This is a genomic window from Microbacterium longlingense (genome assembly GCF_058349825.2).
This window is the reverse complement of sequence record NZ_JBYRJA020000004.1, coordinates 101336-124647: the sequence shown is the minus strand read 5'-3', so window position 1 is coordinate 124647 and position 23312 is coordinate 101336. Positions and strand designations below refer to the sequence as shown.

General features: G+C 72.1%; 19 protein-coding genes and 1 pseudogene. 10 read left to right on the top strand and 10 right to left on the bottom strand.

What is annotated here, in order from left to right; all coding sequences use genetic code 11:
- Positions 1–72: 72 nt before the first annotated feature.
- Complete coding sequence (locus AC3RXY_RS07375) at positions 73–1572, bottom strand: sensor histidine kinase (protein ID WP_491510256.1); 1500 nt, start codon at positions 1570–1572, stop codon at positions 73–75.
- 68 nt (positions 1573–1640) lie between these two features.
- Entirely contained in the window at positions 1641–2048 is a 408-nt protein-coding gene (locus AC3RXY_RS07370) for an Rv3235 family protein (RefSeq protein WP_491510255.1), read from the bottom strand.
- 182 nt (positions 2049–2230) lie between these two features.
- Between AC3RXY_RS07370 and AC3RXY_RS07365 the strand changes: the two genes are divergently transcribed.
- Positions 2231–2827: a hypothetical protein gene (locus AC3RXY_RS07365; RefSeq protein ID WP_491510254.1), complete on the top strand. Its 597-nt coding sequence runs from the start codon at positions 2231–2233 to the stop codon at positions 2825–2827.
- A gap of 95 nt (positions 2828–2922) precedes the next feature.
- On the opposite strand, the gene AC3RXY_RS07360 is transcribed toward AC3RXY_RS07365, so the two are convergent.
- Positions 2923–3198, bottom strand: coding sequence for a helix-turn-helix domain-containing protein (locus AC3RXY_RS07360; RefSeq protein WP_491510253.1), 276 nt, complete (start codon positions 3196–3198; stop codon positions 2923–2925).
- Positions 3199–3298: 100 nt separating this feature from the next.
- Between AC3RXY_RS07360 and AC3RXY_RS07355 the strand changes: the two genes are divergently transcribed.
- The gene (locus AC3RXY_RS07355; protein WP_491510252.1) at positions 3299–3922 is read left to right on the top strand and encodes a CpaB family protein; all 624 of its coding nucleotides are present in this window, start codon (positions 3299–3301) and stop codon (positions 3920–3922) included.
- Positions 3919–5013, top strand: a pseudogene (locus AC3RXY_RS07350) (nucleotide-binding protein); the annotation flags it as partial. The gene AC3RXY_RS07355 and the pseudogene AC3RXY_RS07350, both read left to right, overlap by 4 nt.
- Before the next feature lie 112 nt (positions 5014–5125).
- Here AC3RXY_RS07350 and AC3RXY_RS07345 read toward each other — a convergent pair.
- Positions 5126–6370, bottom strand: coding sequence for a pyridoxal phosphate-dependent aminotransferase (locus tag AC3RXY_RS07345; RefSeq protein WP_491510251.1), 1245 nt, complete (start codon positions 6368–6370; stop codon positions 5126–5128).
- 234 nt (positions 6371–6604) lie between these two features.
- Positions 6605–9382 carry a preprotein translocase subunit SecA gene (gene secA, locus AC3RXY_RS07340; RefSeq protein WP_491510250.1) on the bottom strand — a complete coding sequence of 926 codons (2778 nt, stop codon included), beginning with the start codon at positions 9380–9382 and terminating at the stop codon, positions 6605–6607.
- 217 nt (positions 9383–9599) lie between these two features.
- On the opposite strand from secA, the gene AC3RXY_RS07335 reads away from it, so the two are divergent.
- On the top strand, positions 9600–10199 hold the full coding sequence (locus AC3RXY_RS07335) for a PadR family transcriptional regulator (protein ID WP_491510249.1): 600 nt from the start codon (positions 9600–9602) through the stop codon (positions 10197–10199).
- 9 nt (positions 10200–10208) lie between these two features.
- The gene (locus AC3RXY_RS07330; RefSeq protein ID WP_491510248.1) at positions 10209–11531 is read left to right on the top strand and encodes a coiled-coil domain-containing protein; all 1323 of its coding nucleotides are present in this window, start codon (positions 10209–10211) and stop codon (positions 11529–11531) included.
- A gap of 227 nt (positions 11532–11758) precedes the next feature.
- Here AC3RXY_RS07330 and hpf read toward each other — a convergent pair whose 3' ends face one another.
- The 5 genes from hpf to mtrA form a co-directional block, all read right to left on the bottom strand.
- The gene (hpf, locus tag AC3RXY_RS07325) at positions 11759–12415 is read right to left on the bottom strand and encodes a ribosome hibernation-promoting factor, HPF/YfiA family (RefSeq protein ID WP_491510247.1); all 657 of its coding nucleotides are present in this window, start codon (positions 12413–12415) and stop codon (positions 11759–11761) included.
- Between the two features lie 85 nt (positions 12416–12500).
- On the bottom strand, positions 12501–13220 hold the full coding sequence (locus tag AC3RXY_RS07320; protein ID WP_491510246.1) for a ComF family protein: 720 nt from the start codon (positions 13218–13220) through the stop codon (positions 12501–12503).
- 119 nt (positions 13221–13339) lie between these two features.
- Complete coding sequence (locus AC3RXY_RS07315; RefSeq protein WP_491510245.1) at positions 13340–15025, bottom strand: LpqB family beta-propeller domain-containing protein; 1686 nt, start codon at positions 15023–15025, stop codon at positions 13340–13342.
- Positions 15022–16815 (bottom strand): MtrAB system histidine kinase MtrB, encoded by a 1794-nt coding sequence (mtrB, locus tag AC3RXY_RS07310; RefSeq protein WP_491510244.1) that lies wholly within the window; start codon positions 16813–16815, stop codon positions 15022–15024. The genes AC3RXY_RS07315 and mtrB overlap by 4 nt, the downstream gene beginning before the upstream one ends.
- A 7-nt stretch (positions 16816–16822) precedes the next feature.
- Complete coding sequence (mtrA, locus tag AC3RXY_RS07305) at positions 16823–17503, bottom strand: MtrAB system response regulator MtrA (protein WP_491510243.1); 681 nt, start codon at positions 17501–17503, stop codon at positions 16823–16825.
- A gap of 180 nt (positions 17504–17683) precedes the next feature.
- Between mtrA and AC3RXY_RS07300 the strand changes: the two genes are divergently transcribed.
- From AC3RXY_RS07300 to AC3RXY_RS07280, 5 genes are all read left to right on the top strand, one after another.
- Positions 17684–19096: a glycerophosphoryl diester phosphodiesterase membrane domain-containing protein gene (locus tag AC3RXY_RS07300; protein WP_491510242.1), complete on the top strand. Its 1413-nt coding sequence runs from the start codon at positions 17684–17686 to the stop codon at positions 19094–19096.
- Positions 19093–19776: a DUF4129 domain-containing protein gene (locus AC3RXY_RS07295; protein ID WP_491510241.1), complete on the top strand. Its 684-nt coding sequence runs from the start codon at positions 19093–19095 to the stop codon at positions 19774–19776. The genes AC3RXY_RS07300 and AC3RXY_RS07295 overlap by 4 nt, the downstream gene beginning before the upstream one ends.
- Positions 19773–20951, top strand: coding sequence for a DUF4350 domain-containing protein (locus AC3RXY_RS07290; protein WP_491510240.1), 1179 nt, complete (start codon positions 19773–19775; stop codon positions 20949–20951). The genes AC3RXY_RS07295 and AC3RXY_RS07290 overlap by 4 nt, the downstream gene beginning before the upstream one ends.
- A 71-nt stretch (positions 20952–21022) precedes the next feature.
- Positions 21023–21979: an AAA family ATPase gene (locus tag AC3RXY_RS07285; RefSeq protein ID WP_491510421.1), complete on the top strand. Its 957-nt coding sequence runs from the start codon at positions 21023–21025 to the stop codon at positions 21977–21979.
- Between the two features lie 16 nt (positions 21980–21995).
- Positions 21996–23303: a DUF58 domain-containing protein gene (locus tag AC3RXY_RS07280; RefSeq protein ID WP_491510239.1), complete on the top strand. Its 1308-nt coding sequence runs from the start codon at positions 21996–21998 to the stop codon at positions 23301–23303.
- Positions 23304–23312 lie beyond the last annotated feature (9 nt).

The window sequence follows — 23312 nt, the reverse complement described above, 5'->3', positions numbered from 1 at the left end:
GGCTCGGAACCGGCGCCCGCCGCTGATCGGCGCGCCCGCGCGGATCCCCGCTCCCGGCGCGCGCCGGCGTCGCTAGCGATGCTTGCCGATCCAGAAGAGCGGGATCTCGATCGTCACCTCGGTGCCGCTCTCGCCGGACTCGCCCGCCTCCGAGGTGTGCCAGTCGATCGACCCGCCCAGCTCGCCCTGGATGAGCGTGCGCACGATCTGCGTGCCCAACCCTCGGCCCACCTGGCCCTCGGGGAGCCCGCGCCCGGTGTCGCGCACGCTCACGCGCAGATACTCCTTGGTGCGCGCGGCGTCGATCGTGACCGTGCCCTCCTGCCCGGCGAGCCCGTGCTCGACCGCGTTCGTCACGAGCTCGGTGAGCGCGAGAGCCAGCGGCGTCGCGTATGTGCTCGGGAGCACCCCGAAACGTCCGGTCGACTGCGTGCGCGCCCGCGTGTTCGGTGCGGCGGCCACCTCGGCGACGAGCTTGAGCACCCGGTCGAAGACCTCGTCGAAGTCCACCTGCTGGGTCAGGCCCTCCGAGAGGGTGTCGTGGACCACCGCGATCGCCGCGACCCGCCGCATCGCCTGCGTCAGGGCTTCCCGCGCCTCGTCCGAGTGGGTCCGCCGCGCCTGGATGCGCAGAAGGGACGCCACCGTCTGCAGGTTGTTCTTCACCCGGTGGTGGATCTCCCGGATCGTGGCGTCCTTGGTGATCAGCTCCTGCTCCTGGATGCGCTGCTCGGTGACATCGCGGCACAGCACGATCGCACCGATCCGGGTGCCGTGGTCGCGCAACGGGATCGCGCGCAGCGAGACGGTCACCCCGCGTGCGTCGATGTCGGTGCGCCACGGCGCCCGCCCTGTCGCGACGACGGGAAGGCTCTCATCGACGTCCCTGCTGTCCGGCAGCAGCTGCGCGGTGACCTCCGCGAGGGACTCCCCCTCGAGCTCGTCGACGAACCCCATCCGGTTGAACGCCGAGAGGGCGTTGGGGCTCGCGAACGTCACGATCCCGTCGACGTCGAGCCGGATGAGACCGTCGGATGCACGGGGCGCGCCCCGGCGCGGGGAGGTGGGGGCGGCAGGATCGGGGAACTCGGCGGAGGCGATCATCTCGAACAGATCGTCTGCGCACTGGTTGAACGTGATCTGCTGGCGCGAGGGGGTGCGAGACTCACCCAGGTTGGTGTGCCGGGTGAGCACGCCGATCACCCGGTGGGTGTCGCCATCGCGGCGCGCGATCGGCACGGCCCGCACGCGCGTCGGCGTCTCCTCGAACCAGTCCGGCGATGAGGAGTCCACGATGGCGCCGGACTCATAGGCGGAGCGCACCTGGGTGCTCCACTGCGGACGGATGCGTTCTCCCACGATGTCGCGGTAGAACAGCGTCGCGGCTCCGCTCGGTCGCGCGTGCGTCACAGCGACGAAGGAGTCGCCGTCGGCCGTCGCGACCCAGATGACGATGTCCGCGAAGGCGAGGTCGGCGAGGAGCTGGCCGTCGCCGGCGAGCCGGTGCAGCCAGTCCACATCCGCCTCGCCGAGGTCGCCGTGGGACTGCACGAGATCACTGAGCGTTGACACGCGACAAGCCTATGCGCTTGCTGGGACGATGCGGAGCACAGCGCCTCCCGCCCGGACCGCTGACGTGCTCAGAGCACGGCCAGGCTCGTCGCGCGCCAGCGGCGTTCGAAGGCCTCCAGGCGGATCGCGAGCGCCCGCGTGCGTGCGGGGGTCTCCACGATCACCGTGGCCTCGACCACACCGGGCGCCGGGCTCGACCGGTGCACGGAGAGCACGCGGAAGACCGGCCGCGACGGGGGCGTGCCCCGGGCGCTGCGCGCACGGGCGGCGAGACTCGCCCGCAGCAGGACGCTCCGGTAGGCGTCCTCGCTGAACCACCGGATCAGCTGGTCCACGTCACGCACGCCTGCCATGGCCTCGAGCACGCCCCGGGCCAGACCCTGCAGAAAAGCCTCGGTGTCGGGGAGAGGCCTCTCATCCGGCGGGGAGCTCGCGGTGTCGCGCGCCGTGCGCGCCAGACGGTCAAGCGGTCTCATGTCCATCCCCCCTGCACTGCCGTCGCGTCAGAGCTCGCGCCCGGACGCACGTGCGCCGAAGAGAACCGCTTCCCCCCGGAGCTGCCCCAGTAGAGCACACGGGCGGCACAGGGGCACAGGGCGCCGACGCCCCTGTGGACAGTTCCGCCCGCCATCGGTCGCCGTGCTCTACGCTCTGGTCCGTGCGGTGGGACGGCCTGTTCGATGACCTCGAAGACCAGCTCGCCTCGGAGTGGGAGGCGGAGCGTGCCGCCCTCGACGCCGAGGCGGAGCGGCTGCGCGTGTCACGGCTGGGCCTGCAGACGCGGCTGACCGTCCTGGCCGAGCTGCGCTCGCCGCTCGCGATCACGTTGCTCGACGGAACCGTCGTCGAGGACACGCTGCGATCGACGGGTGCGGACTGGGCCGCGGTCGAGGAGTCCGGCGCATCGGGCCCGCTCATTGTGCCGCTTCCGGCGGTGGCGCAGCTCACGCTCGCGCGCGGGGACCTCATCGCGAGCACCCGCGATGCGACAGGGCCCGATCCGCTGCGCGAACGTCTGACGCTCGGGTATGTGCTGCGCGGGCTCGCGAGACGTCGCAGAGCGGTGGGCATCCGGATCCGCACCGGTCAGATCCTCTCCGGAACCGTGGACCGCGCCGGGGCAGACCATCTCGACCTCGCGCTGCACGACAGGGGCGCCGCACGGCGGAGCAGAGACGTGCACGGCTATCGGCTGGTGCCCTACCGCGCACTGCTCTCGGTGGCCATCAGCGGCGGCGGCAATGACGTCCCCTGACGCCGCCGGACCGCTCTCGGCCGGGGCTCTGCGCGGAGGAGGCTCTGCCCGGACGTGCCTGCTCTGCCCGGACCTGTCCCCTCCGGCCCGACGTGTCAGCGTGTCGGCGGCGCCGCGCCCCAGACCTCGGGGAAGCTGGCGGCGTTGACCTGATGCCACAGGGCCATCCGGCGGGCGAGCTCCTCCTGTTCGGCCAGATACTCTTCGAGGCTGTCTGCGGCCACGCGCCAACGCGCCGGGGATCCGAGCTGCGCTCCGCGCAGCCGCCCGTCCATGAGGAGATCGACGACCTCGTCGACCCCGATGCTCAGCAGCTCAGCGACCTGTGCGGGGGCGAGGTAGCGCGCCCGGGGCTCCGGCTCTTCGGTCATGTCGTCCATTGTCCTCACCCTCCGGAGCCAGCGGAATGCACCGGAATAGATCTGTGGACAACTTTTCCGAACGAGACGGCGCCTCTGTGACGATGGCCGGGTGACAACGACACCGCGCTCCGAGCGCACCCGGTTCTGGGCTGACGTCCGCTTCCTCGTCGGGGCCGCGCTCGTGGTCGCCTCGATCGGGGGCGTCTGGCTGGTCATCTCCGCCGCGCAGCATGCGCAACCCGTGCTGATGGCGGCGCGCACCATCGTGCCGGGCGAGACCCTGACCGCGGCGCACTTCCAGGTCGCAGACGTCACTCTGGGCGTCGCTGCCGACCGGTATCTCGCCCCGGAGTCGCTCTCACCCGGCGTCATCGCGGTCCGGACGATCGAGCGGGGCGAGCTGGTCCCGGTCTCGGCCACGGCCCCCGCGGACGCCGCGCGCACGACGACCCTCGTGATCGACAGTGCCACCGCTGTCCCCGCGGCCGTGCGCCCCGGGTCGAGCGTCGAGCTCTGGCATGCGCCGCCGACGCCGGAGGGCCGCGGTTTCCAGGCGCCGCGCGTCCTGGTGGCCGACGCCGTCGTGGCGGATGTGCGCGAGGCCGGCGGGATGCTCGACCAGGGTCGCCGCAGCCTCGAGCTCGTGGTGTCTCGCGGCGATGTCGGCGCCGTCCTGGGGGCGATCGCCGAGGGTGCTGCGCTCTCCGTCGTGCCGACCACGGGGACGCGATGAGAACGCCGCGCCAGCCCCCTCCCGGGCCCTCTTCGGATCGGCGCACCCGGGCGCTCCTCGTCGGCAGCGCCATTGCCGGCCGAGCGGAAGACCTCAGGGACGAGGGCATCGAGATCAGGGGCATCCTGTCCACCGCCGCATGCGCACCCGGCCTCCTCGCGCGCGCGGGGGCGCTGGACGACGTCGACGCCATCGCGATCCCCGCCACCGGCGGTGTGCTCTCCGCCGAGCTGCTGGCGGCGTGCGATCGGGCCGGGGTGCGCATCGTGCTCATCGGGGGGCAGACCCCGGCCGTGCGCCTCGCTCAGCGCCACGGCCTGGTCGGGCCCGTGCCCGCCGATGCAGCAGCCGAGGACCTGGCGTCGGCGCTGTCCGCCGCACACCCGGACATCGCCGGCGCCCTGGCGCCCGAGCCTGGCCGGGTGATCGCGGTCTGGGGCCCGCACGGTGCGCCCGGCCGCACCACCGTCGCCCTGCACCTCGCCGCTGCGATAGCCGCGCCCGAGCGGCGGACCGCGCTGATCGACGCCGACACGCACGCCCCGGCGCTCGCGCTCCTGCTCGGCCTGGATGACGACGGCCCCGGGGTCGCTGCGGCCTGCCGCCGTGCGGGGCTGGACGCGCTCGAGCCCGCGGAGCTCGACCGGCTCTCCGCACGACTGACGACCGCCGGCGGACCTGTCCTGGTGCTCTCCGGGCTGAACCGGCCGTCACGCTGGCCGGAGCTGGACGCCGGCCGCCTGCGCACCACGCTGGGGTGCTGCCGGGCATGGGCCGAGAACACGGTCGTGGACACCGCTGCGGCCCTCGAGGCCGACGAGGAGATCATCAGCGACGTCGGCATTCCGGCCCGCAACGCCGCCGCCATCGCGAGCCTCTCCGAGGCCGACGCGGTGGTCGCGATCGCCGCCGCGGACCCGGTGGGCATATCCCGCTTCGTCCGCGGCTACGCGGAACTGCGCGCCGTTGTCGGCGCGACTCCCATTCACGTCGTGGTGAACCGCGTCCGGCCCGGTCCGCTCGGCCTGGAACCCCGAGCACAGATCCGGCGCACCCTCGAGCGCTTCTCGGGGATCGACGAGGCGGTGTTCCTCCCAGACGATCCCCGGGCCCTCGACGCGGTGCTGCTGCAGCGCCGCGCCGCGGGCGACCTGATGCCGCGATCCGCGTTCGTCTCCGCGCTGCGGCCGCTCGCTGTCGCGCTCAGCGCGAGAGCGGAAGCGGCTCCTGCCGGTAGGACGCGAGGAAGTTCCCGAGGCGCTCGATGGCCTCGGAGATCACGCGCGGCTCCGGCAGCGTCACCACCCGCAGGTGATCCGGGGCATGCCAGTTGAACCCGGTCCCCTGCACGAGCAGGATGCGCTCTGACACCAGGAGGTCGTAGACCAGCCGTGCGTCGTCGTGGATCTCGTGCACCTCCGGGTCGAGACGCGGGAACGCGTAGAGCGCACCGGCCGGCCGCACGCACGTGACGCCGGGGATCGCCTCGAGCCCCTGCCACGCGGCATCGCGCTGCAGATGCAGCCGCCCGGACGGGGCAATGAGCGCGTCGATCGACTGCACACCGGACAGCGCAGCCTGCACGGCGTGCTGCGCAGGGACGTTCGCGCACAGCCGGGTCGAGGCGAGCAGCTGGATGCCCTCGAGGAACCCGCGGGCGTGGTCCTGAGGCCCGGTGATCACCAGCCAGCCGGATCGGTAGCCCGCGACACGATAGGTCTTGGACAGGCCGTTGAAGGTGAGGCACAGCAGATCGGGCGCCACGGCGGCCGTCGGAACGTGCACGGCGTCGTCGTAGAGGATGCGGTCGTAGATCTCGTCGGAGAGCAGGAGCAGCCCGTGCTCGCGCGCCACCGCGACGATGCCCTCGACGACGGCACGCGAGTAGACGGCCCCGGTGGGATTGTTCGGGTTGATGATGACGATCGCCTTGGTCCGGGGCGTGATCTTGGCACGGATGTCCTCGAGGTCCGGCTCCCAGCCCTGCTCCTCATCGCAGACGTAGTGCACCGGGGTGCCCCCGGCCAGGCTCGTCATGGCGGTCCACAGCGGATAGTCCGGCGCCGGGATCAGCACCTCGTCCCCCTCGTCGAGGAGCGCCTGCATCGTCATCGTGATGAGCTCCGAGACGCCGTTGCCGAGATAGACGTCGTCCGGGTCGACCGGCGGGAACCCCTCGACCTGCTCATAGCGGCTGACGACGGCCCGGCGCGCGGAGATGATCCCGCGGCTGTCGCTGTAGCCGTGCGCGTGCGGCAGCGTCGACAGCATGTCCTGGACGATCTGCGGGGGTGCCTCGAAGCCGAACACCGCCGGATTGCCGGTGTTGAGCTTGAGGATGGTCTGCCCCTCCGCCTCGAGCCGCGACGCCTCGACGAGGGCCTTTCCGCGGATCTCGTACAGGACGTCCTTCAGCTTGGAGGACTGATCGAACTGGCGCTTGGTCATCCGAGCATCGTACCGCTCCGCACCCGCCGCTCCCCGCCGGGCGGCCCGCGGACCTGCCACGCTGGGCCGCCTGGTCCGATCTCCGGACCAATCGACGCGGAGCGGACGCCCCCGCGACATCACTCCGCGGTGTCGGCCGCGGGGTGAACGACGGCGAACCCGGGGGAACACACGGGCGGCCGCGCGAAGACGCGCGGCCGCCCGTGTGGCGATGCCTGTTCTGATCAGTTCCGGTCAGCGCTTCTTGTCCGCCGCCCGGCGCTCCGCCCGGTTCTGGGGTGCCGGCCCCTCCCCCTCGACGCGCTGGCCGAAGGCGCCGCGCTGGGCGGGCTGCTGCTCCTGCTGCGGGGCGGCCTGACGCGCGCGTGCCGTGGCGGCCTGCTGAACCTGGCCGCGTTCGTCGCGCACCTCGACGTCGCCGGAGTCGCTCGGCGCCGAGTATTCCAGGGGCGTCTCCGGCGCAGACTGCGCCAGCCCCTTCGCCTCGACCTCGGCACCCGCCTCGGCCGCGCGCACCTCGACCTCGAGGTTGAAGAGGTATCCGACGGCTTCCTCCCGGATCTGGCCCATCATCGACTGGAACATCGCGTAGCCCTCGCGCTGGTACTCGACCAGGGGGTCGCGCTGCGCCATCGCACGCAGGCCGATGCCCTCCTTGAGATAGTCCATCTCGTAGAGGTGATCGCGCCAGCGCCGGTCGAGCACCTGCAGCACCACCCGGCGCTCCAGCTCACGCGTCGCCGCCTCCCCGAGCGACGCCTCGCGCTTGTCGTAGGCGATCTTCGCGTCCGAGATGAGCTCACGCTTGAGCGCCTCCGCCGAGATCGCCCCGCGGCGGTCGCCGGCCTCGGAGACGACCTCGTCGATCGTGACGCCCACCGGATACATGGTCTTCAGATCGGTCCAGAGCGCGTCGAAGTCCCAGCTCTCCGCGTGCCCCTCTGCGGTGTGATCGTCGACGGTCGCCGTGACGGCGTCCTCGACGAAGTGCTGGACGCGGTCGCGGATGTCGTCGCCCGCGAGGATGTGACGGCGGTCGGCGTAGATGGCCTCACGTTGGCGGTTGAGCACGTCATCGTACTTGAGGACGTTCTTGCGCACCTCGGCGTTGCGGGACTCGACCTGCGACTGGGCGCTGCGGATCGCCCGGGAGACGAGCGTGGACTCGATCGGCACGTCGTCGGGGAAGTTGGTCCTGGCGAGGATCGCCTCGGCGGCGCCCGACTGGAACAGACGCATCAGGTCGTCGGTGAGCGACAGGTAGAACCGGCTCTCGCCCGGGTCGCCCTGACGGCCGGAACGACCGCGCAGCTGGTTGTCGATCCGGCGCGACTCATGGCGCTCGGTGCCGAGCACGTACAGCCCGCCGGTCGCGGCGACCTTCTCGGCCTCGGCGGCGACCGTCGCCTGCATCTCGGCGAAGGTCTCGTCCCAGGCCTCCTCGTACTCCTCCGGGGTCTCGACCGGGTCGAGGCCGCGCTCCTTGAGCGCCTGGACGGCGAGGAACTCGGCGTTGCCGCCGAGCATGATGTCGGTGCCGCGGCCGGCCATGTTGGTCGCGACGGTCACGGCGCCCAGCCGTCCGGCGCGGGCGACGATCTCCGCCTCGCGGGCATGGTTCTTCGCGTTGAGCACCTCGTGGCGGATGCCGCGCTTCTTCAGCAGCCCGGAGAGGTACTCGCTCTTCTCGACGCTCACCGTCCCGACCAGCACGGGCTGGCCGTTCTCGTGCCGTTCCGCGATGTCCTCCACGACCTGGGCGAACTTCGCCTGCTCGTTCTTGTAGACCAGGTCCGGCTGGTCCTTGCGGACCATCGGCCGGTTGGTCGGGATCGGCACGACACCGAGCTTGTAGGTCGACATGAACTCTGCAGCCTCGGTGTCGGCGGTTCCGGTCATGCCGGAGAGCTTGTCGTAGAGGCGGAAGTAGTTCTGCAGCGTGACCGTCGCAAGGGTCTGGTTCTCCGCCTTGACCGGCACGCCCTCCTTGGCCTCGATGGCCTGGTGGATGCCCTCGTTGTAGCGGCGTCCGGCGAGGATACGCCCGGTGTGCTCGTCGACGATCATCACCTCGTCGTTCATCACGACGTAGTCGGAGTCGCGCTTGAACAGCGCGAGCGCCTTGATCGAGTTGTTCAGGAACGAGATCAGCGGCGTGTTGGCCGACTCGTAGAGGTTGTCGATGCCGAGGTAGTCCTCGACCTTCTCGATGCCGGGCTCGAGGACGCCGACGGTGCGCTTCTTCTCGTCGACCTCGTAGTCCACGCCCGGCTCCAGGGTGCGAGCCAGCTTGGCGAACTCGGCGAACCAGCGGTTGGCCTCTCCCGACGCCGGACCGGAGATGATCAGCGGGGTGCGTGCCTCGTCGATGAGGATCGAGTCGACCTCATCGACGATCGCGAAGAAGTGGCCGCGCTGGACGAGGTCATCCTTGCGCCACGCCATGTTGTCGCGCAGGAAGTCGAAGCCGAACTCGTTGTTCGTGCCGTAGGTGATGTCTGCCGCATACTGCTCACGGCGCACAGCCGGGTTCTGACCGGACAGGATCGTGCCGGTGGTCATGCCGAGAGCGCGGAAGACGCGCCCCATGAGCTCGGACTGGTACCCGGCGAGGAAGTCGTTGACGGTGATGACGTGGACGCCCTCACCGGCGATCGCGTTGAGGTACGCCGGGAACGTCGCCACCAGCGTCTTTCCCTCACCGGTCTTCATCTCGGCGATGTTGCCCATGTGCAGGGCAGCGCCGCCCATGAGCTGCACATCGTAGGCGCGCATGCCCAGCGTGCGACGCGCCGCCTCGCGCACGGCGGCGAAGGCCTCCGGCATCAGCTGATCGAGCGTCTCGCCGTTCTCGTACCGCCCGCGAAGCTCCGCCGTCTCGCCTCGCAGCTCCTCGTCGGTGAGCTCGGCGAAGTGCTCCTCGAGGGCGTTGACGGCCTTGACGACCTGGGTGAGCCGGCGCCGGATGCGTCCCTCACCGGCGCGCAGGAGCTTCTCAAGAGGATTGGGCACGAGAGTCTTCTCCCTGTCGGTGGATCGGCGCCTGGATCCGGAGACCGTCCGGGTTCACAGGCATACCGCCCCATGTTACCGGGCCGTGACCTCGCGTTTCCTCCCGCCCGGCTGAGAGCCTCTGATGAGGATCCCCGGTCCCGCTCCGCCCACCCGGCGATCCGGGCGGGTATACATGTCCCGGGGCCCTGCACGTTCCGCGGCCCCGGGAGGTTGCATGTCCGTCCGCCACAGTCTGCTCGCGATCCTCGATCAGGGGCCGAGCTACGGCGCACGCCTGCGCGCGGAGTTCGACCGCCGCACGGGGCGGGCCCGGCCGCTCAACGTCGGGCAGATCCACCACACCCTCGATCGTCTCGAGCGTGACGGCCTCGTCCGCCGGGCGGAGACCGATGCCCAGGGGCACGTGTTCTGGACGATCACCCCGGCCGGCTCCCGTCAGGCCAGGGCGTGGCTGTCCTCCCCCACGCCGGAGATCGCCGGCACCCGCGACGAGCTCGCCCTCAAGCTGGCTCTGGCCGCCTCCCTCCCCCGCGTCGACGCCCGCGCGCTGCTGCGCACGCAGCGCGCGGCGGCGCTCGCGCGCCTGGAGCGACTGCGCGCCGAGCTCGACGACACGGACGGCGAGCCGGCGACTCTTCCCCGTGCCCTCGTGCTGGAGGCGATGGTGGCCGAGGCGGAGGCCGAGCTCACCTGGCTCACCCGTGTGGAGCAGCGCCTGATCGGGGACACCGCGATCGCGTTCGGCGGAGAGGGGCCGCGCCGCGGACGTCCGCCAAGGGAGAACAGCGACAGCGCGGGCCCGATCAGAACGTAGGATCTTCCCATGGCAGGGTTCTGGGGCAAGCGTCGACAGGCTCAACAGGAACGCGCGGCCCAGGACGCCGATCTCGCTCGTCGCGCCGAGGAGGCGCTGGTCTCCGCCGACGAGCGCATCCGGATCACTGCCGACGAGCTCGCCTTCGCGGTCGCCGAGCTCGGCGAGACGATGACAGCCGATCTCTCCGCCGCCCTCCACAGCGTGCGCACGCACCTGCAGGAGGCCTTCGCGCTGCACCAGCTCAACCATGATGAGATCCCCGACACCGAGGAGGAGCTGCGCACACGCAACGCGCGTATCGCGCAGCTGTGCGAGTGGGCCGAGTCGCTGCTCGACGAGAAGACGGAAGCTCTGAAGGACGCCGTCGCCGCCGTGCGCCGTGCACCGGAGGTGATCGCCCAGGTGCGGGCGGACGTCGCCCGTCATCAGGCGCGCCTTCCGCAGGCCAGGGAGACCATCGAGCGGCTCGCGGCGCGCTACGCGCACAGCGCTGTGCACCGTATCGAGGCGGGGGCAGACGAGGCGGAACAGCTGCTGTCGTTCGCCCTGCACAGCGCGGAGGTCTCCGAGCGGCGCCGCAGCGCGCGCCGCAACGAGGAGGCGGGGATCGCACTGGAGACCGCCACGGAGGGCGTGCGACGTGCGACGGTCATCCTCGACGGCATCGAGGACTTCGAGATCGAGGCGCTGCGCGCGGAGTCCACGCTCGCCGAGGTGATCGCCGATTCCCGGTCCGATCTCACGGTGGCGCGCACGGCGCCGCAGACGCCGGCCGTCCTCGCCGCCACGGCCGCCCTCCGTGCCGCGCTCGACGGCCTGCCCGCCGCCGGGGCGCGCAACGACCCCTTCGCCGAGCTGAGCGCGCTGCGCGAAGTCAACGCAGCGCTCGACGCCGCGGTGGCCGTCGCCCGGCACCGCGAGGCGCATCCGCTCCCCCCTGTCGAGCACGTGCGGCACGCCCTCTCCGACGCCGACCATCAGCTGAGCGTCGCGCGCAGCGTGATCGCCGGTCACCGCGGCTGGATCGGCGCAGACGCCCGCACCCGGCTCGCGGAGGCGGAGCGGCTCCGCGTGGACGTGGACGCGATGATCGCCCCGGAGGACACCCGCGAGCACGCGCTCGTCACCGCCCGGCGGATCGGTCAGCTCGCTACGGAGGCGTTGCAGGCAGCGCAGCACGACATCGACTCCGCCCGCCCCGCCCAGGGCTGGGGCGGCGACGCCTGGGGCGGGATGGGCGGCGGCCGCCGCGGGGGCGGGGGCGATCTCGTCTCCGGCGTGCTCGGCGGCCTGGTGATCGGCTCGATCCTCGACGGCATCTTCGACTAGGCCCGTTCCCCGCGCCAGCCCCACGCCAGCCCCACGCCAGCCCCACGCGTGCCCCGCGCGTGCCCCGCGCGTGCCCCGCGCGTGCCGAGTCACCAGGATTTTCAGGCCCGCGGGCCTGAAAATCCTGGTGACTCGGCGGGCGCGGAGCGCGGTCTCGACGTGACGCGGCCCCGCTGCCGAAGCGAGCGGGGCCGCGTGCGCGGTGCGTGCGATGCGGGTGCGTGCGGTTAGGACGCCGCCTCGACCAGCGGGGCGGCCTGCGTTGTCAGCGAGATCACGCCGTAGTCCCAGCCCTTGCGGCGGTACACGACGCTCGGCTGATCGCTGCGCGCATCGATGAACAGGAAGAAGTCGTGGCCGACCAGCTCCATCCGGTCGACCGCCTCTTCGACGGTCATCCACTCCGCGTCGAAGCTCTTGGTACGGATGACGACGGGCGAGTACTCCTCTTCCTCCGTCTCCACCACGGGGATCGTGCCGGTGGCGACGGCCTGCAGCACATCGACAGAGGCCGGCTGGACATCGATGCCCTCGAGGGAGCCGCTGCCCTTCTCGAAGTGTGCACCACGGGGGTGGTTGCGTCCGTCGACGCGACGTTCCTTCGCCCGACGCAACTGCTCGGTGAGCTTGTCGAGCGCGACATCGAGAGCGGCGAACTTGTCTCCGTCGCTCGCCTCCGCCCGAACCACCGGGCCCTTGCCGACCACGGTGAGCTCGACCGTCTCATCGTCGAGGCGCCCCTGGCGATAGGTGCGATGGGTGACCTTCACGTCGAGGCGCTGAGCGCGCGGGGCGAGATTCGCAACGCGCGCCGCCTTCTCCTCGACGACCTCGCGGAACCGATCCGAGATGCCCACTCCGACACCCGTGATGTTCGTTTCCATCGCTGCCTCCTTGTCCCGGTCCGGCCAAGGGCGGACCGTGGTCGCCTTGTGTGACCCCCACCGTATCCATACGGTCACGCGCTTGTCACCATCCGTTTTCCCGCGTGTCACGATTCCCTGCCGCCGGTTCTGCACCCCCCTCCCCCGATCGCCCGGGAGTCGCCGCGAGCACCACCCCGCCGGCAACCACGAAGCCCGCGGACCGTAACGCGCGAGCGGCCTCGTCGAGCGTCGCACCGGTGGTCATCACGTCGTCGACGACGACGACATGCGCGCCGGGCGACACGCGCCCGGCGCGCATGCTGTGCGCGACGTTGCTGCGCCGCGCCTCTGGCCCGAGCCCGCGCTGGTCTGCCGTGCGCGCGCGCAGCACGAGCAGCCGGCGTCCGCCGGCACCAGGGAGCCCTGCCGCACGGATGAGGAGCTCCGGCACGCGGTAGCCGCGACGACGAAACGCAGCGGAGGATGTCGGCACCGCGACCGCTCGGGCGCGCGGCTCGCCCAGCGCGCGCCACGCGGACCGCAGCCCCGGTGCCAGCGGCCGCAGCAGCGCGGTGCGCCCCTCGTCCTTGACCGCACGGATCATGCGCGCCGGCACCCCCGAGAAGGGAACAGCGGCGATGACGGTCAGTCCGCCCGGCGTGCGGACCCGCCGCAACGGGATCGTCGCGCACGCCGCACGGCAGTCGCGGCACGGGTCGGGTCCCGCGGAGCCGCATCCGATGCAGATTGCGCCGAGGGCAAGAGCGAGGGCGTCGGCCAGGGCGTCGCGAACGGCGTCGGGAAGGATCGGGCGGCGATGCATCCCCCGACGATGTCACCGCCGTAGCCGCTCACGCGCGGAGTCGCCGGAGACGGTGGAGAGCCGGTCGCTGCGAAGAGCCGGGGAAGGACCGGCCCCGGAAACGTCAGCGGAGCCCGCGATCAGCCGGCGGGGACCTGGGTCGCGAGCACGATCACATCGCTGACGACGGCCTGCCACGTGGGGCCCTGTCGCACCGAGACCACGCCGTCTCCGCTGAGCAGACGCGCAGCCGCCGCTGCGTTGCCGCCGGTGAGGGCGATCGTCCCAGCCGGCACCCGGCTGGTCGACGACGGCCCTCCGACGCGCTGCTCGAGCAGGAACGTGTCATCGCCGTCGCGCACCAGGACGCCGACGGTCTGGTCCCCGAGCCAGGCGATGGCGAGCGGCTCGCCCTCGATGACCGCCAGCCGGTTCATCTCCCCCACTGACAGCGGGGTGCCGTCGGCATCGCGCTCGATGCCGAGCACGACGAGCCAGCGCTCGTTGCCCACCGTGACCACCGCCGCGAGACGCGAGCCCTCCCGCGACGCGGCGATCCGATGAACGCCTCCGACGCGCTCCGACAGATTGCCCACCGGATGCGGTTCGAGACGGGCGTCCCACGTCAGGAAGCCCTGCGGCGCGTGTGCGGCGGCGCTCCAGACGAAGCCGAAGGGATCCAGGGTCGGGGCGACCGCATCCCGCGGCAACGGGATCTCATCGCGCTGCTCACCGGTCACCAGAGCGGCCACGCCGTCCGCGGTCCGCACGAGGGCACGCCCGGACGACGAGGCATCGATCGCCACGACATCCGGCATCCGGAGCAGATCGGGGTCGACGCCGCCGAACGAGGACACCACCCCGCCGGCGGCGAACCCGAAGGCGTCCGCGGTGAGCACAACGGGATTGGGGTCGACCGCGGTGCCGGCGACCGGCGCCCGCCCCGCGTCGAGCGGGCGCCCCGCCACGCTGAACCGCACCTCGGTGACCCCCACGCCGCTGAGGCTGCGCTCGAGCTGGGTCCGCATCCTGTCCAGGATGAGCGGGTCGACCTCGAGGGCGGCGGCATCGAGCTCGACATCGGCGACCTGCGCGCTGACCGGCACGGCGTCACGGGCCAGCACGACACCCGCCGGGAAGGCGGTGCGCGCCGTCGCGGCCAGCCACTCGCTCGGCTCGCCGGCGATGACGGTCTGCGTGATCCGGGTCGCCACGTTCGAGCGCGTCGGGAACCACCGCACGTCCGGGATGAGCCGCGTCCACGTGGCGTCGTAGAACTGCACCGCGTGGGCGGCGAAGATGTCGCCGAAGTTCTCCACCTCGAGCACGATGCCGTCCGGACCCTGGTCGATCCGCCACTGTCCTGCCGCGTCCTGCTTCAGCCGGAACACGAGCTCAGCGGGCCCGCGGCGCTCGGAGTAGCTGCCGGCCTCATCGACGCCGGCGATCTGACGCAGCTCGACGGTGACCTCGGCCTGGCCGTCACCGGTCTCGACCATGCGGAACGTGCGCTCCCCCGCCGAGGCGTCCACCGTCACCCCGGCCGTCGGATGCCACTCATGCCGCATGGTCTCGGCGAGGAACTGCTGGGCGATGGCCCAGTCGCCCGCCGGGCTCACGCCGGCATCGAGAAAGCCGCGGACGATGTCGATCGGCTCCGCGTCCTCCGCCGGTCCCTCCGAGAGGTAGGTGATGTCCTCGATCGTCTGCGCCTCGTTGATGGGCAGCCCGGGCTTGACCGGGCTCTCGGTGGGCAGGCTCCCGCACCCCACCAGCGCTGCGCACAGCACCGTCAGACCCGCCAGCGCACGCATGCCACGGTTCATCGCGCATCCTCCTGTTCGTCCAGGCCGGCCGCGCCGTCCCCCGCGCCGTTCGCGCTGAAGGGCTCTGAGGCGATCCCCGCGATGTCCGACACGCCGTCGTCGCTCGTACCGGACTCCTGGACGACCTCGACCGGGCGCGTCACGGGCAGCTCGACCAGCGGATCCTCCGGCTCGAGCGGCACCGGGGCGGCACCGTCGATCGGACCGGCCCCGCGCGGCAGGGTGAGGACGAAGTTCGTGCCCACCCGCGGCTCAGACCACACCTCCAGGCGCCCGCCGTGCAGCCGCGCGTCGCCGAGCGCGATCGACAGGCCGAGCCCGGTGCCGCCGATGGTCCGCACGCGCGATGGGTCTGCCCGCCAGAAACGGTCGAAAACGCGCTCCGCGTCCGACGGGTCCATGCCCATCCCGAAGTCACGGACGCCGACCGCGACCGCGCGCGAGTCGGAGTCCGTCGTGACCAGCACCGGTTTGCCGTCGCCGTGCTCGATCGCGTTGCCGATCAGGTTGCGCAGCACCCGGCGCACCCGCCGCGGATCCATGTCGACCGGGGTGTGCCCGCCCGGGGCGTTGATGCGCAGCACGGTGTCGTGCCCCTCGGCGAGCGGGCGCATCTGCTCCACCACGTCCGCAGCCAGCATCGCCAGGCTCGTCGGCTCGAGCTCGAGCTGCACGGACCCTGCGTCGTAGCGGCTGATCTCCAGCAGGTCGCCCAGGAGCGTCTCGAACCGCTGCACCTGGGCGTGCAGGAGCTCGGCGGAGCGAGCGGTGACGGGATCGAAGCCGTCGCGCTGGTCGTTGATCACATCCGCCGCGAGGCGAATCGTCGTCAAGGGGGTGCGCAGCTCGTGGGACACGTCGGACACGAACCGCTGCTGCACCAGGGAGAGCTCGCCCAGCTCCTTGATCTGGGATTGAATGCTGTCGGCCATGGCGTTGAACGACCGGCCGAGGGTGGACAGCTCGTCCTCGCCGTGCACGGTCAGACGCACCCCGAGCTCCCCGGATGCCAGCCGAGCGCTCGTCTCGGACGCCTCGACCACCGGCATCACCACCGACCGCACGACGAGCCAGGCGATCGCGGCGATCATCGCCACCAGGAGGGCGCCGGCGAGCCACATCGCGCGCTGCACGGCGGCCAGGGTCTGCGCCGTCTCGCCCAGCGGATAGGCGATGTAGAACTCATACGTGCCGGACTCCGGGACCTCGATCTGCTGACCGACCACGATGCCCGGCACGTCCTGCCCCGGGAAGCCGCCGAGGGCGACGGACTGCCACCACTGATCCGGACTCGTGGCGACGTAGGCGTGCAGCTCCGGCGAGATCACATCCGCCGACAGCCCGCCCACGAGGAAGTCCGGCGGCGCGATCGCCGAGAACTCGGTGTCGATGCGGAAGCCCGCCAGCATGTTCGACTGGGACACCCGGGCGATGTCGGCGCGCACGCTGCGCATCAGCGACTGCAGCGCCGTGCGGTCGCCGTGCACGTCCGCGGCCTCGAAGGTGCGCTGCGCCTCGGCCACCGCCCGACGGGCGTCCTCGAGGACCTGGGTCTTGCGCGCCTCGAACAGGCTGTTCTGCACGGCGAGGACCATCGCGACCCCGGTGACCAGAACAGCGGCGGAGGTGAGGACGAGCGCGAAGGTGAGGGTGCGGAAGCGCAGCGAGCGCCGCCACGTGCGGGCGATCCTGCCCGGCCATCCGCGCCAGCCGACGCGCACCGCCTCTGCGCGGACGACCCCGGTGCGGACCGCGCCGGATCCTCCCGCAGAGACGCGCCCGGTCGACACCCTGCGCCTACGCGACGCCGCCGGCGCGGTAGCCGACGCCGCGCACGGTGGTGACGATCTTGGGGTTGTCCGGGTCGAGCTCGACCTTGGCGCGCAGGCGCTGCACATGCACGTTCACCAGCCGTGTGTCGGCCTTGTAGTGATAGCCCCAGACCTGCTCGAGGAGCATCTCGCGCGAGAACACCTGCTGCGGCTTCGAGGCGAGCGCGACCAGGAGCTGGAACTCGAGCGGGGTCAGCGAGATCGGTGTCGTGTCGCGGCGCACCTCGTGGGCGTCGACGTCGACGACGAGATCGCCGATCCGCAGCACCTCGCCGCCGACCGGCTGCGCGGGCCGGAGCCGGGTGCGGACGCGGGCGACGAGCTCCTTCGGGTTGAACGGCTTGACGATGTAGTCGTCCGCGCCCACCTCGAGTCCGCGCACCACGTCGGCGGTGTCGCTGCGCGCGGTCAGCATGATGACGGGCACCCCGGACTCCGCCCGGATGCGGGTGCAGATCTCGATGCCGTCCATGCCGGGGAGCATCAGATCGAGCAGCACGAGGTCGGGACGCTCGAAGCGCCACCGCTCGATCGCCTGGCCGCCGTCTGCGCAGAAGACGGGCTCGAAGCCCTCGGTGCGCAGGACGATGCCGATCATCTCCGCCAGTGCGGTGTCGTCGTCCACGACGAGGATGCGTGCGGTCATTTTCTGCGAAGCCGTCCTTCTCGCTCGCGCGGCCGGGGTCCGGGCCGGGGCCGCGTGTCCTCCAGCGTACTTCACGGCGTCCTCACCGCTGCGGACGGTCGGTCGCGCCTGCGCGTGTCGGATCGCTGTGACACGATGGGAGGGCGTCGGAGCGCAGCGCGCGACCGCGGAATGAGGATTATGAGCACGCCGTCCTGGACCCCGGCCTCGAAGGCGGGGCTCATCCCCCTGCACCCGTTGAGCTTCGGCACCGTCCTCGGCAGATCCTTCAGCGTACTGCGCCACAATCCGCGCGTGCTGTTCGGCTTCGCCGTCGTGGTCCAGCTGATCGTCCTGCTGCTCACCGTCGCACTGGTCTCGTGGGCCACGGTCGTGGGCATCAACCGGATGGCCACGGTGCGTCCCTCCTCGGACGACTTCCTCACGATCATGGCGGGCACCGGTGCGTCGATCATCGCGGTCTCGCTCATCGCCGCACTCGCCTCTGTCGCGCTGACCTCGATCGTCCAGGGCGTGGTGGCCGCGGAGGTCGCATCGGCGGCCGTCGGCGAGAAGGCGCCCCTGCGGGTGCTGTGGAGCCGCCTGCGCCCCGCGCTCTGGCGCCTCATCGCGTGGTCTGCGCTGATCTCCGCGGTCGTCCTTCTCGGCATCACGCTGCTCGCCGCCCTCATCTGGGTGGTGGCGATCACCGGTGACACGGCCGCGATCGCCGGCACGATCATCCTGATGGTGCTGGTCGGACTCGGGCTGATCCCGCTCGTGGTGTGGCTGATGACCAAGCTCCTCCTGGTGCCGTCGATCCTCGTTCTCGAGCGCGCCACCCTGCGCGAGGCGATCGTGCGCTCCTGGCGCCTCATCCGCGGGCGGTTCTGGTTCGCCTTCGGCATCATGTTCCTGATCGGCCTCGTGATGGGTGCGGCGACACAGGCGGTCTCGAGCATCGGGACGCTGGCGATGTCGTTGTTCGGCTTCGTGTTCGAGCCGACCGGCGCCTCGGACACCGGCGCGATGATCACGATGGTGGCCGGCCTGGTCATCTCCCAGATTTTCGTGCTCATCCTCCAGGCGATCACCACCATCGTGCAGAACTCCGCGGGGACGCTGATCTACGTGGATGCGCGGATGCGTTATGAGGGGCTCGATCAGGCGCTCCTGGCGTACGTCGAGCGCCGTGACCTGGGCGCGGAGGCCGACCGTCTCGGCGACCCCTGGGTCGTGGACCCTGCCCGGGCCGTGACGAGCGCGCCTCCGCCGAGCCAGGCGCCGCCGGCACCCGTCTCCTTCCCCGCCCCGGTCTATCCCGGCCAGGCCTATCCCGGCCCGGCCTATCCCGGCCCGGCCTATCCCGGCCAGGCGGGATCCGCTCCGCAGGGATACCCGGTCGGCTCTGACGCGTCGGGCAGCCCGTACGCGCCCGCCGCCGCACCCGCCGCGCCCGCCGCCCCCTGGCCGGGCGCCGCACCCCGGAACGCTCCGGCGCCGCCGCCGCCCTCCGCTCCGCCCGCGGCGCCCCCGGCGCCCGAGGACGCGGCAGGGGCACAGCCCGCGCCGCCGAGCGACCGGTGGACAGCACCGGGCGAGGGACGCGGGTGACCGCGCCGCTGAGCCTCTTCTCCGTCGGCGTGGAGGTCTTCGTCCCCGACGGCGACGAGGCGCGCGAGCTCGCCGCTCAGGAGCTCGCGAAGGCCCGGTACGCCGATGCCGTGCCGACGGCGTTCGACCGTTTCGCGCGCGGTGTGGTCGAGTTCGTCCTCGGCCTGTTCGACACCTCCGGCGCGGGAGGGGCGGCGTCCGTCGTGCTCATGATCGTCGGCGCGATCCTCGTCGCCGCGGTCATCGTGATCCTGGTGCTCTTCGCCCGGCCACGCGCCCAGCGCGCACGACGCCGGGCGGCGCGCGAGCTGCTCGGCAGCGATGACTCCCGCAGCGCAGCACGCCTGCGTCAGGACGCCGAGCGCGCAGCACGCGGCGGGGACTGGAGCGCGGCCGTGGTGCTGGGGTACCGGGCACTGGCACGCGGGCTGCTCGAGCGCGATGTCATCGACCCGCTGCCCGGAGCGACGGCACAGGCGATCGCCCGCGAGGCGACGGTCTCCTTCCCCGATGCCGCACGGGCGCTGCGCGCCTCGGCCGCAGCGTTCGACGATGTGCGCTACCTCGACCGGCCAGGAAGCGCGGACGCCTACCGCGAGATCCGTGAGACCGACCGCGCCCTCCAGGTGGCGACGCCCGTGTTCGACGCGGCGCGCCCCTCTGTGTCGGTGCCGGCATGAGGGACGCTGCGCCGGTCTCGACGGCCGCTCCTCGCCCGCAGCGGGCCAGGACGATCCTGACCTGGGCCGTCATCGCGATCGCCGTTCTCCTGCTCGCCGGGCTCGGTGCGCTGTTCGCGCGCAACATGCCGACCGGCTCCGCCGGTTTCGCGCCGGACAACAACGGGCGCGCCGGCACCTTGGCCCTGGCCGAGATCCTCCGCGCCCAGGGCGTCGAGGTCGATATCGTCACCTCGCGCGAGCGCGCGGCGGAGCTCGCCGGTGCCGGGGTCACCCTGGTGACAGCAGACCCCGCCCCGTTGAGCGACGAGGCCGTCACGACCCTCTTCGATGCCTCCCAGCGCACCGTGCTGATCTCCACGAGCACGCGCGCGCTGCGCCTGCTGGGCATCGCCGATGTCGGGACCGCTGCCGGCACGGGAGCGGTCACCGCCGACTGCGATGTCGCCGAGTTCGCCCGCGTCGGCGCGGTGGAGCCCGGGCGGCTGCTGATTCCGGCGGAGGACGCCGTCGGCTGCTTCCCCGGCGCGGGCGGCTACGGCGCCGTCCTCGGCGAACGCGATGGCGTTCCGGTGGCAGCCGTCGACGGCAGCGCCCTGTTCGACAATGAGCACCTCGCCGAGAACGGCAACGCAGCCCTCGCCCTCGCCCTGCTCGCTCAGGAGCCGCGCGTGGTGTGGTACGTGCCGACACCGGGCGACAGCGACATCGTCGTGGACGCCCCGGAGACACTGGCCACGATGACGCCCCGCTGGGTTACCCCCGCCATCGTGCTCCTGCTGGCGTCCGGCGTGGTGGCCGCCCTGCACCGGGGACGGCGCTTCGGGCCGCTCGTGGCCGAGACCCTGCCGGTGACGGTGCGTGCGTCCGAGACGATGCAGGGACGCGCCAGGCTCTCGGCCGCCGCAGCCGACGCCCCGCACGCGGCCGCAGCGCTCCGGAAGGGCTCGCTGCAGCGCATGGCTGTGCGCCTGGGACTGCCCGGTCACGCGTCGGCGGAACGCATCGCCGACGCCGCAGCCGACCGGCTGCGCGTGCCCAGAGCGGCGCTCCGGGAGGAGCTTCTCGGGGCGCTGCCCGTCGACGACGCCGGCCTCGTGGAGTCCGCCCGCCGCCTGTCCTCCTGGGAGGACGCACTCGAGACGACACACCGTATCGAAAGGAACGCCCTGTGACCGATCCGCTCTTCTCCGCTCCGCCTGATCCGGCGCACCCCGGCCGGGCGCACCAGCCCGCCACGAGCAGCGTGCCGGCCGACGACGCCGCGCTCCGCGACGCGATCTCCCGCGTGCGCGCCGAGATCGACAAAGCGGTGGTCGGCCAGGGCGGCACGGTCACCGGTCTGCTCGTCGCCCTCCTCGCGCGCGGCCATGTCCTGCTCGAGGGCGTGCCAGGGGTTGCCAAGACCCTGCTCGTGCGCACCTTCTCCCGGGCACTCGGCCTCGATACCAAGCGGGTCCAGTTCACCCCGGACCTGATGCCCGGCGACGTCACGGGGTCGCTCATCTACGATGCGCGCAGCGGCGGATTCGACTTCCGCGAAGGACCGGTGTTCACGCACATCCTGCTCGCGGATGAGATCAACCGCACCCCTCCGAAGACCCAGGCCGCGCTCCTGGAGGCGATGGAGGAGCGTCAGGTCTCGGTGGACGGTCGCACCCTGCCGCTGCCGGACCCGTTCCTCGTCGCCGCGACGCAGAACCCGATCGAGCACGAGGGCACGTACAGCCTTCCGGAGGCACAGCTCGATCGCTTCCTGATGAAACTCGTGGTCGGCCTGCCCGACCGCGACGCCGAGGTGACGGTGCTGCGCCGCCACGCCGATGGCTTCTCGCCCCGGGAGCTGGCCGAGATCCAGACGGTCGTCACCCGCGAGGAGCTGCTGGCCGCCCAGGACGCGGTCGGACGCGTGCAGGTGACCGACGAGGTGCTGGGCTACGTGGTCGACCTCGCGCGCGCCACCCGCCACGCCCCCTCCGTGCAGCTCGGCGTGAGCCCGCGCGCGTCCGCAGCGCTGCTCGCCGCCGCGAAGGCGTGGGCCTGGCTCAACGCGTCGCCCGCTGTCACACCGGACCATGTGCAGACCATGCTGGTGCCGGTGTGGCGCCACCGCCTGCAGCTGCGCCCCGACGCGCTCATGGAGGGCGTCTCGGCCGATGCGGTGCTGGCCTCCGTGGTGCAGCAGACCAGGGTCCCGATCTAAGGAGCTCCGATCCACTGTGTTCGTCACCGGCAGGCTCGCCCTTCTCACCGGCCTCGGCATCGTGCCGCTCGTCCTCCTCTCGACCGCCGGCCTCTCCCCCTGGGCGGTCGCCGGAGGATGGCTGCTGCTGTGCCTCCTGGCGGCGGGCGTCGACGTGGCGACCGCGGCAGACCCGCGAGCGCTGCGGGTCGGGCGCACCCTCCCCTCGCGCGTGCGCCTGGGTGAGCCGGTGCCCGCAGCGGTCACGCTGCAGAACCTCGGGTCGCGCACGATGGCGGCCCTGGTGCGCGACGCGTGGCAGCCGACCGCCGGAGCCCCGCCGGAGCGCAGCGAGGTCACCGTGCCGCCCGGAGAGCGGCGCAGGGTGATCGTGCCGCTCCTGCCCCGGAGGCGCGGCGAGCTAGTCAGCGAGTTCGTGATGGTCCGTTCGCGTGGCCCGCTCGGGCTCGCCGGGCGGCAGGCGAGGCACGACGTCGTGGGCACGGTTCGCGTGCTGCCGCCGTTCACCTCCCGGCGGCATCTGCCGTCACGGCTCGCCCGGCTCCGCGAGCTCGACGGCAACACGAGCATCCAGGTGCGTGGCCAGGGCACCGAGTTCGACTCGCTCCGAGAGTACGTGCGCGGCGACGACGTGCGCTCGATCGACTGGAGGGCCACCGCGCGCGCCGGAACCACCATGCTCCGCACGTGGCGTCCGGAGCGCGACCGGCAGGTCGTGATCCTGATCGACACCGGCCGCACCTCAGCGGCCAGAGTGGGCGACGCCACCCGCCTCGACGCAGCCTACGAGGCCGCGCTCCTGCTCGCCGCGCTCGCCTCCGAGGCCGGCGACCACGTGCACCTGCTGCTCTACGACCGGGCGGTGCGGGGCCGGGTCACCGGCGTCGAGGGCCCGGCTCTCCTTCCGGCGATGTCCGACGCGATGGCCGGCGTCCACGCACGCCTGGTCGACACCGACTGGACGGGGGCTTTCGCCGCGATTCGGGCCGTGACCACCCGTCCGTCGCTTGTCGTGGTTCTCACCGCCCAGGACGCCCTGGAGTCGGCGCGGGGATTCCTGGGGGCGTTCCCGACCGCCACCCGCGCGACGACCATCCTGGTCGGGACGGTGACGGATGAGCAGGTGACCGCGCTCGCCCGCCTCCGGGACACTCGCGAGGACGTCTACCTCGCCGCGGCCGCGGAGCAGACCATCGACGATGCCCGTCAGGTCGCCGACGCCGTGCGCCGAGCGGGCGGCGAGCCGCTGACCGCCGACCCCGAGGCCCTGCCACCGGCGATCGCCGATCGCTACCTCGACCTGAAGGCCGCCGGACGCCTCTAGCTGACCTGG

Bases quoted from the DNA above. Each gene is read 5' to 3' on its own strand.
- AC3RXY_RS07335 (WP_491510249.1), top strand. From the start codon at position 9,600: ATGTCCGTCCGCCACAGTCTGCTCGCGATCCTCGATCAGGGGCCGAGC.
- AC3RXY_RS07370 (WP_491510255.1), bottom strand. From the start codon at position 2,048: ATGAGACCGCTTGACCGTCTGGCGCGCACGGCGCGCGACACCGCGAGC.
- AC3RXY_RS07320 (WP_491510246.1), bottom strand. From the start codon at position 13,220: ATGCATCGCCGCCCGATCCTTCCCGACGCCGTTCGCGACGCCCTGGCC.
- mtrA (WP_491510243.1), bottom strand. From the start codon at position 17,503: ATGACCGCACGCATCCTCGTCGTGGACGACGACACCGCACTGGCGGAG.
- AC3RXY_RS07345 (WP_491510251.1), bottom strand. From the start codon at position 6,370: ATGACCAAGCGCCAGTTCGATCAGTCCTCCAAGCTGAAGGACGTCCTG.
- AC3RXY_RS07360 (WP_491510253.1), bottom strand. From the start codon at position 3,198: ATGACCGAAGAGCCGGAGCCCCGGGCGCGCTACCTCGCCCCCGCACAG.
- AC3RXY_RS07330 (WP_491510248.1), top strand. From the start codon at position 10,209: ATGGCAGGGTTCTGGGGCAAGCGTCGACAGGCTCAACAGGAACGCGCG.
- AC3RXY_RS07300 (WP_491510242.1), top strand. From the start codon at position 17,684: ATGAGCACGCCGTCCTGGACCCCGGCCTCGAAGGCGGGGCTCATCCCC.
- hpf (WP_491510247.1), bottom strand. From the start codon at position 12,415: ATGGAAACGAACATCACGGGTGTCGGAGTGGGCATCTCGGATCGGTTC.
- AC3RXY_RS07290 (WP_491510240.1), top strand. From the start codon at position 19,773: ATGAGGGACGCTGCGCCGGTCTCGACGGCCGCTCCTCGCCCGCAGCGG.
- AC3RXY_RS07315 (WP_491510245.1), bottom strand. From the start codon at position 15,025: ATGAACCGTGGCATGCGTGCGCTGGCGGGTCTGACGGTGCTGTGCGCA.